Source organism: Burkholderia sp. Cy-637, assembly GCF_011753175.1.
In the GTDB taxonomy this organism is placed as follows: domain Bacteria; phylum Pseudomonadota; class Gammaproteobacteria; order Burkholderiales; family Burkholderiaceae; genus Burkholderia; species Burkholderia gladioli.
On sequence record NZ_VWWC01000040.1, the window covers coordinates 12,821 to 28,046 of the forward strand.

Sequence of the window (15,226 nt, forward strand, 5' to 3'; positions counted from 1 at the left end):
TGCCGGCCGGATTTAACCTTGGAAAACAGGGGCCATTCGGCAATATCTCACGACATGAGATGTTGCTCATCAAATGTGCATGACTCGGCATTTGTCGTACTATTTCGGAAATTTTGAAATTTTGTTTCGGAAAAAAGAGAGTGTTCCGTGTCGATATTGAATAACGCAGCCGCTGCCGCGCGCGATCGGGAATCCTCCACCGACGAGATCTCGGCGCTCGCCCGGGGGCTCGCGGTGCTGCGCCGGATCGCTGCCGCCGATGCTCCCGTCAGCAACCGCGAACTGACAGAATTAACAGGTATCCCCAAGCCGACCGTCTCGCGCATCACCGCCACCCTGGTGAGCGCCGGTTTCCTGTTCCGGCTGCCCGACAGCGAGCGCTTCGTGCTGACCGCCTCGGTGCTCGAGCTGAGCAACGGCTTCCTGCGCAACTTCGACATCCGCGCGCGCTCGCGGCCGTTCCTGATCGAGCTGGCCGAGCGCACCTCGCTGTCGGTCCATCTCGCCGTGCGCGACCGGCTCGACATGGTCGCGATCGACGTGATCCGGCCGCGCTCGGCGGTGCTCGTCACGCGGCTCGAGATCGGCTCGCGGATGGACATCGCCCGCACCGCGGTGGGCCGTGCCTACCTGGCCGCGCTCGAGGAAGGCGAGCGGCGCGAGCTGCTCGGCGCCCTGCAGGCCGCCCACGGCGACGACTGGCCGCTGGTGGTGGCCCGCCTGAACTCGGCCCTCGACGACACGCTGCGCAACGGCTACTCGCTGGCGATCGGCGAATGGCGCGACGGGCTCAATGCCATCGCGGCCGGTTTCGTCGGCCCCTCGGGCCAGCGCTACGCCGTCAATTGCGGCGGCGCCGCCCAGCAGTACCCGCCCGAGTGGCTGCTCGAAACAGCGGTGCCCGCCATGCACGAATGCATCGCCAAGATCACGCGCGAGATCGGCGGCGCGGTGCCGACGCGGCGCGGCTGAAGCCCCGCCACGGCCGCCAGCCGGCCCGGCCGACGGCGACCGCCATCTTGCCGGAGCACGGCGCGGCACGACCAAATCGAAATGAGCGGGCGGCGCCGGCGGGCTGGCCGGCGCCGCCCGCTTCGCCTGGCGCGACAGGGCATCGTATGGGCCCGCCGTGTCGGCGCCATGTCGGTGCGCGCCCCGCCGGCAGCGGGGCCGGCCGGCCCGCGCCCGCCGTCAGCCAATCGTCAAGCTCGCGTCACCCGATCGTCACGACGAAAAAACATGTGGTTACCCCAGTAAACCGTTGAAAGAAAGTCCTCTGGACGATAGGCCGGCTCGCAACGTAGCATCATGCAACCTCGCGCCGGGGCGCTGCCCGCCCGACGCTCCGCTCTTTCGCCGTCCGACGTGGCGCGCCTGCCTGGCGCACCCGCGCACGACGCCTCCCACGCCCGCTCACGCCAGCGTCAGCCAGATCGAACATGAACAATCAGGAATCGCAAACGCCTCGCTCCCCCGCCCCTGCGCCGCAGGATCCGGCGCCGCGCAAGCGCCGCCGGCCGATCGCGATCGGCGTGGCCGCGCTCGTCGTGATCGGGGGCGCGCTGCTGTGGTGGCATCCGTGGAAGAAGAACGAGGCGCCGGCCAACGGCCAGCAGGCCGGCCAGGGCGGCGGGCGCCGCCACGGCGGCCCGGCCGACTTCGCCAACCAGCCGCAGCCGGTGCAGGTGGCCACCGCCTCGCGCGGCGAGATGCCGATCGTGCTATCCGCGCTCGGCACGGTCACGCCGCTGGCCACCGTGACGGTGAAGACGCAACTGTCCGGCTACCTGCAGTCGGTCAACTTCACCGAAGGGCAGATGGTCAAGAAGGGCGACGTGCTGGTGCAGATCGACCCGCGCCCCTACCAGGTCGCGCTCGAGACCGCCGAAGGCACGCTGGCGCGCGACCAGGCGCTGCTGGCCACCGCGCGCCTGGACCTCAAGCGCTACCAGACGCTGCTCGCGCAGGACTCGATCTCGGGCCAGCAGGCCGACACGCAGGCCTCGCTGGTCAAGCAGTACGAAGGCACCGTGAAGACCGACCAGGCCTCGATCGACTCGGCCAAGCTGAACCTGACCTACGCGCGCGTGACCGCGCCCGTCTCGGGCCGCGTCGGCCTGCGCCAGGTGGATGCCGGCAACTACGTGACGCCGGGCGACACCAACGGCCTGGTGGTGATCACCCAGCTGCAGCCGATGAGCGTGATCTTCACCACCTCGGAGGACAACCTCCCGCCGATCCTGAAGCAGGTCAATGCCGGCCAGTCGCTGTCAGTGACGGCCTACAACCGCAACAACACGGTGCCGCTCGAAGCCGGCTCGCTGGAAACCTTCGACAACCAGATCGACACCACCACCGGCACCGTCAAGCTGCGCGCGACCTTCGCCAACAAGAACAACCTGCTGTTCCCGAATCAGTTCGTCAACACGCGCCTGCTGGTGGACACGCTGAAGGACGCGGTGATCGTGCCGACCGCCGCGGTGCAGACCGGCTCGATCGGCCAGTTCGTCTATATCGTCAAGCCCGACAACACGGTCACGGTTCGCAAGGTCAAGCCGGGCCCGGTGGACGGCGAGCGCACCAGCATCGCCGAGGGCGTGCAGGTGGGCGAGCGGGTGGTCACCGACGGCGTCGACCGGCTGCGCGAAGGCGCCAAGATCACCATCCCGGCCGAGCATCCGAAGGGCGCCAGCGGTGCCTCGGGGGCCTCGGCCGCGCATGCCGCATCGGGCGCCTCGGGCGCGCACGGCCATCGCCATCACGGCGCGTCCCAATCCGCCGCGCAATGACGACGCCTGATCGATGAATCCGTCACGTCTATTCATTCTTCGCCCGGTCGGCACCGCCTTGCTGATGGCGGCCATCATGCTGGCCGGCCTGGTCTCGCTGCGCTTCCTGCCGCTGGCCGCGCTGCCCGAGGTCGACTACCCGACCATCCAGGTGCAGACCTTCTACCCCGGCGCGAGCCCCGAGGTGATGACCTCCTCGGTGACCGCGCCGCTGGAGCGCCAGTTCGGCCAGATGCCCTCGCTGAACCAGATGTCCTCGCAGAGCTCGGCCGGCGCCTCGGTGATCACCCTGCAGTTCAGCCTGGACCTGCCGCTGGACATCGCCGAGCAGGAAGTGCAGGCCGCCATCAACGCGGCCGGCAACCTGCTGCCCTCGGACCTGCCCGCGCCGCCGATCTACGCCAAGGTCAACCCGGCCGACGCGCCGATCCTCACGCTGGCGATCACCTCCAAGACCCTGCCGCTCTCGCAGGTGCAGGACCTGACCGACACGCGCCTGGCGATGAAGATCTCGCAGGTCTCGGGCGTGGGCCTGGTGAGCCTGTCGGGCGGCAACCGGCCGGCGGTGCGGATCCAGGCCAACCCGCTGGCGCTGGCGCAATACGGCCTGAACCTGGACGACCTGCGCACCACCATCTCGAACCTCAACGTCAACACGCCGAAGGGCAACTTCGACGGCCCGACGCGCGCCTACACGATCAACGCCAACGACCAGCTGACCAGCGCCGACCAGTACAACGACGCGGTGGTGGCCTACAAGAACGGCCGCCCGGTGATGCTGACCGATGTGGCCAAGGTGATCGCCGGCACCGAGAACACCAAGCTCGGCGCCTGGGTCGATTCCGAGCCCGCGATCATCGTCAACGTGCAGCGCCAGCCGGGCGCCAACGTGATCCAGACCGTCGACGCGATCAAGGCGATCCTGCCCAAGCTGCAGGAGACGCTGCCGGCCGCGCTCGACGTGCAGATCGTCACCGACCGCACCACCATGATCCGCGCCGCGGTGCGCGACGTGCAGTTCGAGCTGGCGCTGGCGGTGGTGCTGGTGGTGCTGGTGATGTACCTGTTCCTGGCCAACATCTACGCGACCATCATCCCGAGCCTGTCGGTGCCGCTCTCGCTGATCGGCACGCTGGCGGTGATGTACCTGGCCGGCTTCTCGCTGAACAACCTCTCGCTGATGGCGCTGACCATCGCCACCGGCTTCGTGGTCGACGACGCGATCGTGATGATCGAGAACATCGCCCGCTACGTGGAGGAAGGCGAGGGGCCGCTGGAGGCCGCGCTCAAGGGCTCGAAACAGATCGGCTTCACCATCATCTCGCTGACGGTCTCGCTGATCGCGGTGCTGATCCCGCTGCTGTTCATGGGCGACGTGGTGGGCCGGCTGTTCCACGAGTTCGCGATCACCCTGGCGGTGACCATCGTGATCTCGGCGGTGGTCTCGCTGACCCTGGTGCCGATGATGTGCGCCAAGCTGCTGCGCCACACCCCGCCCAAGGGCGAGCACCGCTTCGAGACGCGCGTGCACGTGGTGATCGACAAGGTGATCGCGCGCTACGGCACGGCGCTGCGCTGGGTGCTGGAGCGCGAGCGCTCGACCCTGGTGGTGGCCCTGCTGACCCTGGCGCTGACCGCCCTGCTCTACGTGTACGTGCCCAAGGGCTTCTTCCCGGTGCAGGATACCGGCGTGATCCAGGCCATCACCCAGGCGCCGCAGGCGGTCTCCTACGGCTCGATGGCCGAGCGGCAGCAGGCGCTGGCCGCCGAGGTCCTGAAGAACCCGAACGTCGACGGCCTCACCTCCTTCATCGGCGTGGACGGCTCGAACATCACGCTCAACAGCGGGCGCATGCTGATCAACCTGAAGAACCGCGACGATCGCAGCGAATCGGCCACGCAGATCATCCGCGACCTGCAGAAGCAGGTGGCGAACCTGCCCGGCATCCAGCTCTACATGCAGCCGGTGCAGGATCTGACCATCGACTCGACGGTCAGCCCGACCCAGTACCAGTTCCTGCTGACCAGCCCGAACCCCGACGACTTCGCCACCTGGGTGCCCAAGCTGATGCAGCAGTTGCAGAAGGAGCCCTCGCTGGCCGACGTGGCCACCGACCTGCAGGCCAACGGCAAGTCGGTCTACGTCGAGATCGACCGCGCCACCGCGGCGCGCTTCGGCATCACGCCGGCCACCGTCGACAACGCGCTCTACGACGCCTTCGGCCAGCGCATCGTCTCGACCATCTTCACGCAGTCGAACCAGTACCGCGTGATCCTGGAAGCCGAGCCGCAGATGCAGCACTACGTGGAATCGCTCAACAGCATCTACCTGCCGGCCTCGGGCGGCGGCCAGGTGCCGCTGTCGTCGATCGCCAAGTTCCACGAACGCCCCGCGCCGCTCTTGGTCACCCACCTCGGCCAGTTCCCGGCCGCCACGGTGTCCTTCAACCTCGCGCCGGGCGCCTCGCTGGGCGAGGGCGTCAATGCGATCACCGCCGCCGAGAAGGCGATCGGGCTGCCGGCCTCGTTCCAGACCCGCTTCCAGGGCGCGGCGCTGGCCTTCCAGTCCTCGCTGTCGAACCAGCTGTTCCTGATCCTGGCCGCGATCGTGACCATGTACATCGTGCTGGGCGTGCTCTACGAGAGCTACATCCACCCGATCACGATCCTCTCCACCCTGCCCTCGGCCGGGGTGGGCGCGCTGCTCGCGCTGATGATCACCGGCCACGACCTCGACATCATCGGCATCATCGGCATCGTGCTCCTGATCGGCATCGTCAAGAAGAACGCGATCATGATGATCGACTTCGCGCTCGAGGCCGAGCGCAACGAAGGCAAGTCGCCGCGCGAGGCGATCTACCAGGCCTGCCTGCTGCGCTTCCGGCCGATCCTGATGACCACCCTGGCCGCCCTGCTCGGCGCGGTGCCGCTGATCGTCGGCTCGGGCGCGGGCTCGGAGCTGCGCCAGCCGCTGGGGATCGCGATCGCCGGCGGCCTGATCGTCTCGCAGGTGCTGACGCTGTTCACCACGCCGGTGATCTACCTCGGCTTCGATTCGCTGGCGCGCCGCGTGCGGCAAGCCTTCGAACGGCGCCGGCCGGCCGCCGGCGGCAACGGAACGGGCGCGTAAATGAACCTGTCGCGCCTGTTCATCGAGCGCCCGATCGCGACCACCCTGCTCGCGCTCGGGATCGCGCTCTCGGGCCTGTTCGCCTTCGTCAGGCTGCCGGTCTCGCCGCTGCCGCAGGTGGACTTCCCGACCATTTCGGTGTCGGCCTCGCTGCCCGGGGCCAGCCCCGACACGGTCGCCACCAGCGTGACCAGCCCGCTGGAGCGGCACCTGGGCTCGATCGCCGACGTCACCGAGATGACCTCGACCAGCTCGGTGGGCAGCGCGCGCATCATCCTGCAGTTCGGGCTGGACCGCGACATCGACGGCGCCGCGCGCGACGTGCAGGCCGCCATCAACGCGGCGCGCGCCGACCTGCCCGCCAGCCTCAAGAGCAATCCCACCTACAAGAAGGTCAACCCGGCCGACTCGCCGATCATGGTGCTGGCCGTCACCTCCGACACGGCCTCGCCGGCGCGCCTGTACGACGCGGCCTCCACCGTGCTGCAGCAGGCGCTCTCGCAGATCGAGGGGATCGGCGAGGTGGACGTGTCGGGCTCGGCCAACCCGGCGGTGCGCATCGAGCTCGAGCCGCACGCGCTGTTCCACTACGGCATCGGCCTGGAGGACGTGCGCGCCGCGCTCGCCTCGGCCAACGCCAACAGCCCGAAGGGCGCGATCGAATACGGGCCCACCCACTACCAGCTCTATACCAACGACCAGGCCTCGCAGGCTTCGCAGTACCGCGACCTGGTGATCGCCTACCGCAACAACGCGGCGGTGCGGCTCGACGACGTGGGCAGCGTGGTCGACTCGGTCGAGGACCTGCGCAACGTGGGCCTGGCCAACGGCAAGAAGGCGGTGCTGGTGATCCTCTACCGCTCGCCGGGCGCCAACATCATCGACGCGGTGGATCGCGTCAAGGCCTCGCTGCCGCAGCTCACCGCCGGCATGCCGGCCGACGTCGACGTGGCGCCGGTGCTGGACCGCTCGCGCACCATCCGCGCCTCGCTGACCGATACCGAGCACACCCTGCTGATCGCGGTGGGCCTGGTGGTGATGGTGGTGTTCCTGTTCCTGCGCAACTGGCGCGCCACCCTGATCCCGAGCGTGGCGGTGCCGATCTCGATCATCGGCACCTTCGGCGCGATGTACCTGCTCGGCTTCTCGCTCGACAACCTCTCGCTGATGGCCTTGATCGTCGCCACCGGCTTCGTGGTCGACGACGCGATCGTGGTGCTGGAGAACATCTCGCGCCATATCGAGAGTGGCAAGCCGCGCCTGCAGGCCGCCTTCGAGGGCGCGCGCGAGGTGGGCTTCACGGTGCTGTCGATCAGCCTGTCGCTGGTGGCCGTGTTCCTGCCGATCCTGCTGATGAGCGGCATCGTCGGGCGGCTGTTCCGCGAGTTCGCGCTGACGCTGTCGCTGGCGATCTTCGTCTCGCTGTTCGTCTCGCTCACGCTCACGCCAATGATGTGCGCGCGCCTGCTGCCCGAGCACGATCCCAAGCGCGAGGAAGGACGCGTGGGACGCTGGCTCGAGCGCGGTTTCGCGCGCCTGCAGCACGGCTACGACGTCACCGTGGTGTGGGCGCTGCGCCATCCGCGCCTCATCATCCTGTCGCTGGTGGCCACCGTCGCGCTGAACGTGCTGCTCTACGTGAAGATCCCCAAGGGCTTCTTCCCGCAGCAGGACACCGGCATGCTGATCGGCGGCATCCAGGCCGACCAGTCCACCTCGTTCCAGGCGATGAAGCTCAAGTTCACCGAGATGATGAAGATCGTGCAATCGGACCCGAACGTGGCCACCGTGGCCGGCTTCAGCGGCGGACGCGCGACCAATGCCGGCTTCATGTTCATCACCCTCAAGGACAAGCCGGGCCGCAAGCTCTCGGCCGACCAGGTGATCGCCCAGCTGCGCCCGCGCCTGGCGCGCGTGGCCGGCGCGCGCACCTTCCTGCAGGCCGCCCAGGACCTGCGCGTGGGCGGCAGGCAGTCGAACGCGCAATACCAGTTCACGCTGTTCGGCGACTCCACCGCCGAGCTCTACCAGTGGGGGCCGAAGCTGACCGAGGCGCTGCAGGGCAAGCCGCAGCTGGCCGACGTCAACTCCGACCAGCAGCAGGGCGGCCTGGAGGCGATGGTCAACATCGACCGCGCCACCGCCGCGCGCCTGAACATCCAGCCCGCCGAGATCGACAACACGCTGTACGACGCCTTCGGCCAGCGCCAGGTCTCGACCATCTACAACCCGCTGAACCAGTACCACGTGGTGATGGAGGTCGCGCCGCAGTACTGGCAGGACCCCGAGATGCTCAAGCAGATCTGGATCAGCACCACCGGCGGCTCGGCCAGCGGCTCGTCCTCCACCAACGCCACGGCCGGCACCTTCGTGGCGGGCAGCGCGGCGGGCACCGGCACGGCCGGCACCAGCACCAGCAGCGCGGCGGCGATCGCCTCCGATTCGGCGCGCAACGCGGCGCTCAACTCGATCGCGGCCACCGGCAAGTCGAGCGCCTCCTCGGGCGCGGCGGTCTCGACCTCGAAGTCGACCATGGTGCCGCTCTCGACGATCGCCAGCTTCGGGCCGGCCACCACGCCGCTGTCGGTCAGCCACCAAGGTTTGTTCGTGGCCACCACCATCTCCTTCAACCTGCCGCCGGGCGTGGCGCTGTCGGACGCCACCCGGGTGATCTACCAGACCATGGCCGAGCTCGGCATGCCGCCCACCATCACCGGCAGCTTCCAGGGCACCGCGCAGGCCTTCCAGAAGGCGCTGCAGGACCAGCTGCTGCTGATCGCGGCGGCCATCGCGGCGATCTACATCGTGCTGGGCATGCTCTACGAGAGCTACATCCACCCGGTGACGATCCTCTCCACCCTGCCCTCGGCCGGGGTGGGCGCCCTGCTCGGCCTGCTGCTGTTCAAGACCGAGTTCGGCATCATCGGCCTGATCGGCGTGATCCTGCTGATCGGCATCGTCAAGAAGAACGCGATCATGATGGTGGACTTCGCGATCGAGGCCACCCGCCAGGGCCATTCCTCGTTCGACGCGATCCACGAGGCCTGCCGGCTGCGCTTCCGGCCGATCATGATGACCACCATGGCCGCCATGCTCGGCGCGCTGCCGCTGGCCTTCGGGCACGGCGACGGCGCCGAGCTGCGCGCGCCGCTGGGCATCGCGATCGTCGGCGGGCTGATCGTCTCGCAGGTGCTGACGCTCTACACCACGCCGGTGGTCTATCTGTACATGGACCGCATCCGCGTGGCCGCCGAGCGGCGCCGCGCGCGCCGCATGCCGCCGCCGCGGCCGGCCGGCGCGAGCGAATGAGGCGCGCGCCGCGATGAGGCAACGGGAAACCGCCCGCGCCGCGGCGCCGCTCGCAGCGGAGGCGCTGACGATGCGCGCGCTCGCGCGCGAGGCCGACGAGGCCGCCGTGCTGCGCCTGTTCCTGCCCGCCGCGCCGCCGGCTACTCGCCATCGCTTTCCCGTCGGCATTCTGTAAGATATCGATCGATCCGCCGCCCTCGGCCATCCGGCCGGGCGCCACCGCCCACGCCTGCGTGCGGGGACGGATTCGGCATACACTGGTGGATCCTGCGTCGCCCGGCGCGGCCGGCGAGGACGCGGCGTCACGAAGGAGCGGTTCCATGTCGATGAAGGTATTGCTGATCGGCGCGACCGGCCGGACCGGCCATGCGCTCGCGGACCTGCTGCTCAAGCAGCGGGATTTCGAACTGACGGCGCTCGCGCGCCGGCCCGGCTTCGCCCTGCCCGGCGCGAAGCCGGTGGTGGCCGACCTGAACGGCGATTTCTCGGCCGCGTTCCGCGGCATCAGCCATGCGATCTACGCGGCGGGCTCCGCCGAATCGGAAGGCGAGGCCCAGGAAGCCGCGATCGACCGCGACGCGGTCGGCCGCGCCGCCGAATACGCCAAGGCCGCCAACCTGCAGAAACTGGTGGTGATCAGCTCGCTGAGCGCCTACCAACCCGAGCGCGGCCCGGCCGAGCTGGCCCATTACTCGCGCATGAAGCGCGAGGGCGACGATCGCGTGATCGCCTCCGGCGTCGACTACGTGATCCTGCGCCCCGGCCCGCTGTCGGACCAGCCCGGCGTCGGCAAGATCGCGCTGACCGACCGCTGGCAGGAAGACGCCACGCCGGTGGCGCGCCAGGACGTCGCCTGGGCCGCCGTCGAGGCGATCAAGCTCGGCATCTCGCGCAAGATCATCGGCTTCATCGGCGGCGGCAGCCCGATCGAGCAGGCCTTGCGCGCCTGAAGCGCGTGGCCTGCCCGCCATGAAAAAAGCGCCCTAGGGGCGCTTTTTTTCGTCCGGCTCGCGGCCGCGCTTACTGCGTCTTGTGGGCAGCCGCCCAGGCCTTGACCGCGTTCATGGTGTTCTCCACGTGCTTGTCCGGCGACATGCTGGTGTACTCGTAGAGCACCTTGCCTTCGGGCGAAATCACGTAGGACACGCGGTTGGCGCGCTCCACGGCCGGCAGCTTGGCGTCGTACTCGCGGATGATCTTCGCGTCCGGGTCGGCGGCCACCGGGAATTTGCTGCGGCACTCGCTGACCGAGAACTTGGTCAGCGTGTCGATCTTGTCGGCCGACACGCCGATCACGGTCGCGCCGTACTTCTTGTAGTCGTCCACCGCATCCGCGAAGGCATGGGCCTCGATGGTGCAGCCGGTGGTGAAGGCGGCCGGGTAGAAGTACAGCACCACCGGGCCCTTCTTCAACTGGTCGGCCAGCGAATAGTCGTAGGTCTTGCCGCCGATCGAGGCCTGCGTGGTGAAATCGGGCGCCGCATCGCCCGCCTTCAGCACCGCCTGCGCGGCCAGCGCGTGCATGGCCAGCGCCGCCACGGCCAGGGTCGACAGAATTTTCCGCTTCATTTTGTTCCTCGTTTTCAATAAAGTCCGAGAGTGTCCCGCCCCCGCTCGTTCGCCTGTCGAACGAATCGCCAGCCAAATCAAGCGATTTGCATACCAGTACCGCACCACTGGCTAAAGAATCGGAGCCGATAGCCGTTATTGCAACCGAACCAACGGTTCCAGCCTCACCAGCCAGCGAGAAACATGGAAGCCAACAGGAACACGTCGCCGCACAAGCGCACCTGGCGTCACGCCCTACGCGCGCTGCGCCGACTCGCCTGGTCCGGCGGCGCCTTGATGCCAGCCCGGGCCAGCGCGCCACGCGACGATGATACCGTCCGCCACTGGCTCGAACAGACCGTCGGCGCGGTCGATTTTCTTGCCCACGTCGACCGCGACCTGCGCTTCCTCTACGTCTCGGAAGCCAGCCTGCGTTTCATCGGCTATCACCGCGACTACCTGCGCACGCTGACCCTGCGCGACCTGATCCCCGAGCAGGATACCGCGACGCTCGAGGCCTTGCTCGCCCGCGCGAGCCAGACCGGCCATATCGAGAAGGCCACGGTCTGCATCGTCAAGTCGCTGACCTATCCGCTCGACGTGGAACTGCGCGCGGTGCGCAGCCATCACGCCGGCGTCGACGGCTACGCGATCGCCGCCTTCGACGTGTCGGCCTGGCGCGCGCTGGAGGCGCGCCTCACCTACGAGATGCACCACGACCCGATGACGGGGCTCGACAACCTGTCGGCGCTGATCCCCGGGCTGATGGAGGCGCAGCGCGCGGCCGACGAGGACGGCCGCTGCGCGGCGCTGCTGCTGCTCGACCTGGACGACTACCAGCGCATCAACCGCGGGCTCGGCTACGACGCCGGCGACATGCTGCTGCGCGACACCGCCCAGCGCCTGCGCGGCGCGATCGCCGACGAGGAGCGGCTGGCCCGGGTGGCCAGCGACAAGTTCGCGATCGTGTTCAACGCGCCCGATCGCGAGGCCGCGCGCGAGCGCGCCCAGACGCTGGCGCGGCGCCTGCAGGCGGCGATCCAGCCGCCCTACCGCTACGACGGCCAGTCGGTGCACCTGTCGGCCAGCATCGGCATCGCGCTGTACCCGGACGAGCGCCCGGCCGCCACCCGCCCGCATCATCACAGCCCGCTGCTGCGCCGCGCCGACCACGCGCTGACGCAGGCCAAGGCGCTCGGCGGCAATACCCTGGCCTTCCACCAGAGCGCGGCCGACCCGACCGACGCCGAGCGGCTCAAGCTCGAATCCGATCTCTACGACGGCGTGCGCAACGGCGAATTCTCGCTGCACTTCCAGCCGATCACGGAAAGCCGCAGCGGCGCGGTGGCCGGCGTGGAGGCGCTGATCCGCTGGCACCACCCGGTGCACGGGCTGGTGCCGCCCGCCACCTTCATCCCGCTGGCGGAATCAATCGGCCTGATTCATTACCTCGGCAACTGGGTGCTGAAGGCCGCCTGCATGCAGTTGGTGTCCTGGGACGACCAGGGCATCGTGCTCGAATACGTGGCCGTCAACGTCTCGCCGCAGCAGTTCCGCGACCCGCGCTTCGTGCAGGGCGTGCGCGAGGCGATCGCGCTGACCGGCATCAGCCCGCAGCGCATCGTGCTGGAGATCACCGAGAGCCTGCTGATGCACGACCCGGTCGGCGCCAAGGCCCTGCTCGAGGAGGTGGCCGCGCTGGGGATTCGTTTTGCCGTCGACGACTTCGGCACCGGCTACTCCAGCCTCGCCTACCTGCAACGTTTTCCGCTTGCCCGCCTGAAGATCGACCGCAGTTTCGTCGAAAATTTGTTGACGTCGCGCAATGATCGCGCGATCGTGTCGGCCGTCGTCGGACTTGCGCAGACGCTCGACCTCGAACTCGTCGCCGAAGGCGTCGAAACCGAGGCCCAGCGCGCACTGCTGACGGAAATGGGTTGCGACCATATCCAGGGCTGGCTCGTGTGTCGTGCGCTACCATCCGACGAACTCGCCCAGCGTTTCGAGGCTCGTCTGCTTCACCTGCGCGAAACGGCCTGAGGGCCGGCACCGAGCCATTAACCGTATGACGACATACACCGAACACCTGCCGAAAGCGGCGCTGCTCGACAAGCTGTGGGCGCGCATGAACGACCGCGGCGATTTTCCGATGCTGTCGGATTCGCTGCGCGCGACCATGGCCGCGATCGACAACGACAACCTCGACTTCACCGCGCTGGTGGGCGTGGTGCTGTCCGACTTCGCGCTCACGCAGAAGGTGATCCGGCTCGCCAACTCGGCGATGTACATCGCGTTCGGCGGCAACATCACCACCGTGACCCGCGCCCTGATGGTGCTGGGCATGGACGCGGTCGGCCACCTGGTGGTCGGCCTGAAGCTGGTCGACCACTTCCACCAGGGCGCCTCGCAGCGCATCGATGCCAAGCTGGAGCTGAACCGCGCGCTGCTCTCGGGCTGCGTGGCGCGCAGCCTGACCGAGGATGCGGAGCTGCGCGCCGGCGAGGAGGCGATCGTCTGCACCCTGATGCGCCAGGTCGGCAAGCTGCTGGTGGTGTTCTACCTGGACAGCGAGTGGGACGCGATCCGCCGCCGCGCGGCCGAACTCGGCGGCAACGACGCCGCCGCCTGCGTCGACGTGCTGGGCGTGGGCTTCGACGAGATCGGCCGGGAGGCCGCGCTGCGCTGGCGCCTGCCCGAGTCGATCCGCGCCAGCATCGCGCCGTTCGACCCGGCCGACGAAACCAGCGCGGAAAGCATCCAGTGGCTGCGCGCGGTCAGCGACTGCTCGACCGAGGTGGCCGCGGTGATGACCACCCCGGGCCTGAGCGCCGGCCAGCGCGACACGCGCCTGCTGGCGCTGGCCCAGCGCTTCGCCGCCACGCTCGAGATCGAGCCCGACGAATTGGTGCGTATCGCCCGCGAGCTGGCCCACGACGAGGCCAGCGACACGGTGCTGCGCGAGATCGTGGCGCTGCGCGCCAACGCGGCGGCGCTCGAACGCGCGGCCGCCGAGCCGCAGGCCACGCTCGACACCGGGCTGGCCGACCTGCGCGCGCTGCCCACCGAGAACCAGCAGGAACACGTGCTGGCGCTGGCTTCCGAAAGCGTGCTGGCGGGCCTCGCGCTGTCGCGCACCATCATGTTCGTGCGCGATGCCGACGGGGTGTTTTCGGCCAGGCTGGGTTTCGGTTTCGGCGTGGAGGCCGCGCTGCCGCGCATGCGCTTTCACGAGACCTTCGAGCCCGACGTGTTCCACCTGGCGATCTCGAATTCGGTCGGGATCTTCATCGAGGACGCGCACGAGCCGAAGATGCGCCGCCGCCTGCCCGCCTGGTACCGCGACGCGCTGCCCGACGTGCACGGCTTCGTGCTGCTGCCGGTGCGCAGCGGCGATCACTGCGCGGCCCTGCTCTACGGCGATTGGTCGGGCCCGCAGCGCACCCAGCGCATCGCCCATCGCGAGATGGCGGTGCTCAACAATATCGGCGCCGAGCTGAGCCGCTTCTTCTCGCTGCGGGACGGCGAGGCGCACTGAGCCGCGCCCGCCGCCCGCGACGGACAAAAAAACCGGCCGCCCCCTGACGGGAGCGGCCGGTTTTTTCCTGTCGCCGGCTGCGGCGGCTTACTTCAGCACCACCGGCACGCTGAAATACTTCTTCGCCAGGTTGTCGATCGTGCCGTCGGCCTTCAGGTCCTTCAGCGCGCCGTTGATGGCGTTGCGCAGGTCGGTGTCGTTCTTGCGCAGGCCGAAACCGACGCCCGAACCGAGGATCTCGGCATCGACCACCTGCGGGCCCGCGAACGCGAAGCCGGCGGCCTGCGGCTTGGCCAGGAAGCCCTTGGCGGCCGCTTCCGAATCCTGGAAGGTGGCGTCCAGGCGGCCCGACTTCAGGTCCTCGTAGGCCAGGTCCTGGGTCTGGTAGGGCACCACCTCGACGCCGGCCGGGGCCCAGCGCGCCTTGGCGTAGGACTCCTGGATCGTGCCCTGCAGCACTCCGACGCGCTTGCCCTTGAGCGAGGCGGGCGTGGGCAGCAGGCCGCTGCCCTTCTTCGCGATCAGCTGGTTCGGGATCGAGTAGATCGGATCGGTGAACGCGACCGCCTTCTTGCGCTGGTCGGTGATCGTCATGTCCGAGTTGATCGCGTCGAACTTGCGGGCCTGCAGCGCCGGGATCAGGCCGTCGAAGTCGTTCTCGACCCACACGCACTTGACCTTCAGCTTCGCGCACACGGCATTGCCGACATCGATGTCGAAACCGGCGAGCTTGCCGTCGGGCAGCTTGTACTCGAACGGCGCATACGAGGCCTCGACGCCGAAGCGGATCTGCTTCAGGTCCGCGGCGCTCGCGCCGGACAGTGTGGACATCGCGGCGGCCGTCGCCACCGCGCCCGCGGCCATCTTTCGCCAGTTCAACTTCATCGGAAGGTTCTCCTCGAGATACAGATCGGT

10 protein-coding genes are annotated in these 15,226 nt (G+C 68.7%); 8 read left to right on the forward strand and 2 right to left on the reverse strand.

Going from position 1 to position 15,226, the window contains the following annotated elements; translation table 11 throughout:
• The first annotated feature begins 147 nt into the window (after positions 1-147).
• From F3J10_RS13720 to F3J10_RS13745, 6 genes are all read left to right on the forward strand, one after another.
• A complete protein-coding gene (locus F3J10_RS13720; protein ID WP_013697196.1) occupies positions 148-972 on the forward strand; it encodes an IclR family transcriptional regulator in 825 nt (274 codons plus the stop codon).
• Positions 973-1,439: 467 nt separating this feature from the next.
• The gene (locus F3J10_RS13725) at positions 1,440-2,789 is read left to right on the forward strand and encodes an MdtA/MuxA family multidrug efflux RND transporter periplasmic adaptor subunit (protein WP_025099721.1); all 1,350 of its coding nucleotides are present in this window, start codon (positions 1,440-1,442) and stop codon (positions 2,787-2,789) included.
• A gap of 13 nt (positions 2,790-2,802) precedes the next feature.
• Positions 2,803-5,919, forward strand: coding sequence for an MdtB/MuxB family multidrug efflux RND transporter permease subunit (locus F3J10_RS13730; protein ID WP_167242306.1), 3,117 nt, complete (start codon positions 2,803-2,805; stop codon positions 5,917-5,919).
• Positions 5,920-9,228: an efflux RND transporter permease subunit gene (locus F3J10_RS13735; protein WP_167242307.1), complete on the forward strand. Its 3,309-nt coding sequence runs from the start codon at positions 5,920-5,922 to the stop codon at positions 9,226-9,228.
• Positions 9,229-9,241: 13 nt separating this feature from the next.
• Entirely contained in the window at positions 9,242-9,403 is a 162-nt protein-coding gene (locus F3J10_RS13740) for a hypothetical protein (protein ID WP_167242308.1), read from the forward strand.
• Positions 9,404-9,548: 145 nt separating this feature from the next.
• Positions 9,549-10,178, forward strand: a complete 630-nt coding sequence (locus tag F3J10_RS13745) for an SDR family oxidoreductase (RefSeq protein WP_025099718.1) — start codon at positions 9,549-9,551, stop codon at positions 10,176-10,178.
• A 70-nt stretch (positions 10,179-10,248) separates the two neighbouring features.
• Here F3J10_RS13745 and F3J10_RS13750 read toward each other — a convergent pair whose 3' ends face one another.
• Complete coding sequence (locus tag F3J10_RS13750) at positions 10,249-10,797, reverse strand: peroxiredoxin (protein WP_025099717.1); 549 nt, start codon at positions 10,795-10,797, stop codon at positions 10,249-10,251.
• Positions 10,798-11,073: 276 nt separating this feature from the next.
• Between F3J10_RS13750 and cdpA the strand changes: the two genes are divergently transcribed.
• The gene (cdpA, locus tag F3J10_RS13755; protein WP_200873221.1) at positions 11,074-12,816 is read left to right on the forward strand and encodes a cyclic di-GMP phosphodiesterase CdpA; all 1,743 of its coding nucleotides are present in this window, start codon (positions 11,074-11,076) and stop codon (positions 12,814-12,816) included.
• Between the two features lie 25 nt (positions 12,817-12,841).
• A complete protein-coding gene (locus tag F3J10_RS13760) occupies positions 12,842-14,311 on the forward strand; it encodes an HDOD domain-containing protein (RefSeq protein WP_013697188.1) in 1,470 nt (489 codons plus the stop codon).
• A gap of 87 nt (positions 14,312-14,398) precedes the next feature.
• On the opposite strand, the gene F3J10_RS13765 is transcribed toward F3J10_RS13760, so the two are convergent.
• Positions 14,399-15,196 (reverse strand): ABC transporter substrate-binding protein, encoded by a 798-nt coding sequence (locus F3J10_RS13765; RefSeq protein WP_025099715.1) that lies wholly within the window; start codon positions 15,194-15,196, stop codon positions 14,399-14,401.
• Between the last annotated feature and the right edge of the window lie 30 nt (positions 15,197-15,226).

What these genes read in the sequence shown, in the direction of transcription:
- F3J10_RS13725 (WP_025099721.1), top strand. Translation starts at nt 1,440, where the DNA reads ATGAACAATCAGGAATCGCAAACGCCTCGCTCCCCCGCCCCTGCGCCG.
- F3J10_RS13730 (WP_167242306.1), top strand. Translation starts at nt 2,803, where the DNA reads ATGAATCCGTCACGTCTATTCATTCTTCGCCCGGTCGGCACCGCCTTG.
- F3J10_RS13735 (WP_167242307.1), top strand. Translation starts at nt 5,920, where the DNA reads ATGAACCTGTCGCGCCTGTTCATCGAGCGCCCGATCGCGACCACCCTG.
- F3J10_RS13740 (WP_167242308.1), top strand. Translation starts at nt 9,242, where the DNA reads ATGAGGCAACGGGAAACCGCCCGCGCCGCGGCGCCGCTCGCAGCGGAG.
- F3J10_RS13745 (WP_025099718.1), top strand. Translation starts at nt 9,549, where the DNA reads ATGTCGATGAAGGTATTGCTGATCGGCGCGACCGGCCGGACCGGCCAT.
- F3J10_RS13750 (WP_025099717.1), bottom strand. Translation starts at nt 10,797, where the DNA reads ATGAAGCGGAAAATTCTGTCGACCCTGGCCGTGGCGGCGCTGGCCATG.
- cdpA (WP_200873221.1), top strand. Translation starts at nt 11,074, where the DNA reads ATGCCAGCCCGGGCCAGCGCGCCACGCGACGATGATACCGTCCGCCAC.
- F3J10_RS13760 (WP_013697188.1), top strand. Translation starts at nt 12,842, where the DNA reads ATGACGACATACACCGAACACCTGCCGAAAGCGGCGCTGCTCGACAAG.
- F3J10_RS13765 (WP_025099715.1), bottom strand. Translation starts at nt 15,196, where the DNA reads ATGAAGTTGAACTGGCGAAAGATGGCCGCGGGCGCGGTGGCGACGGCC.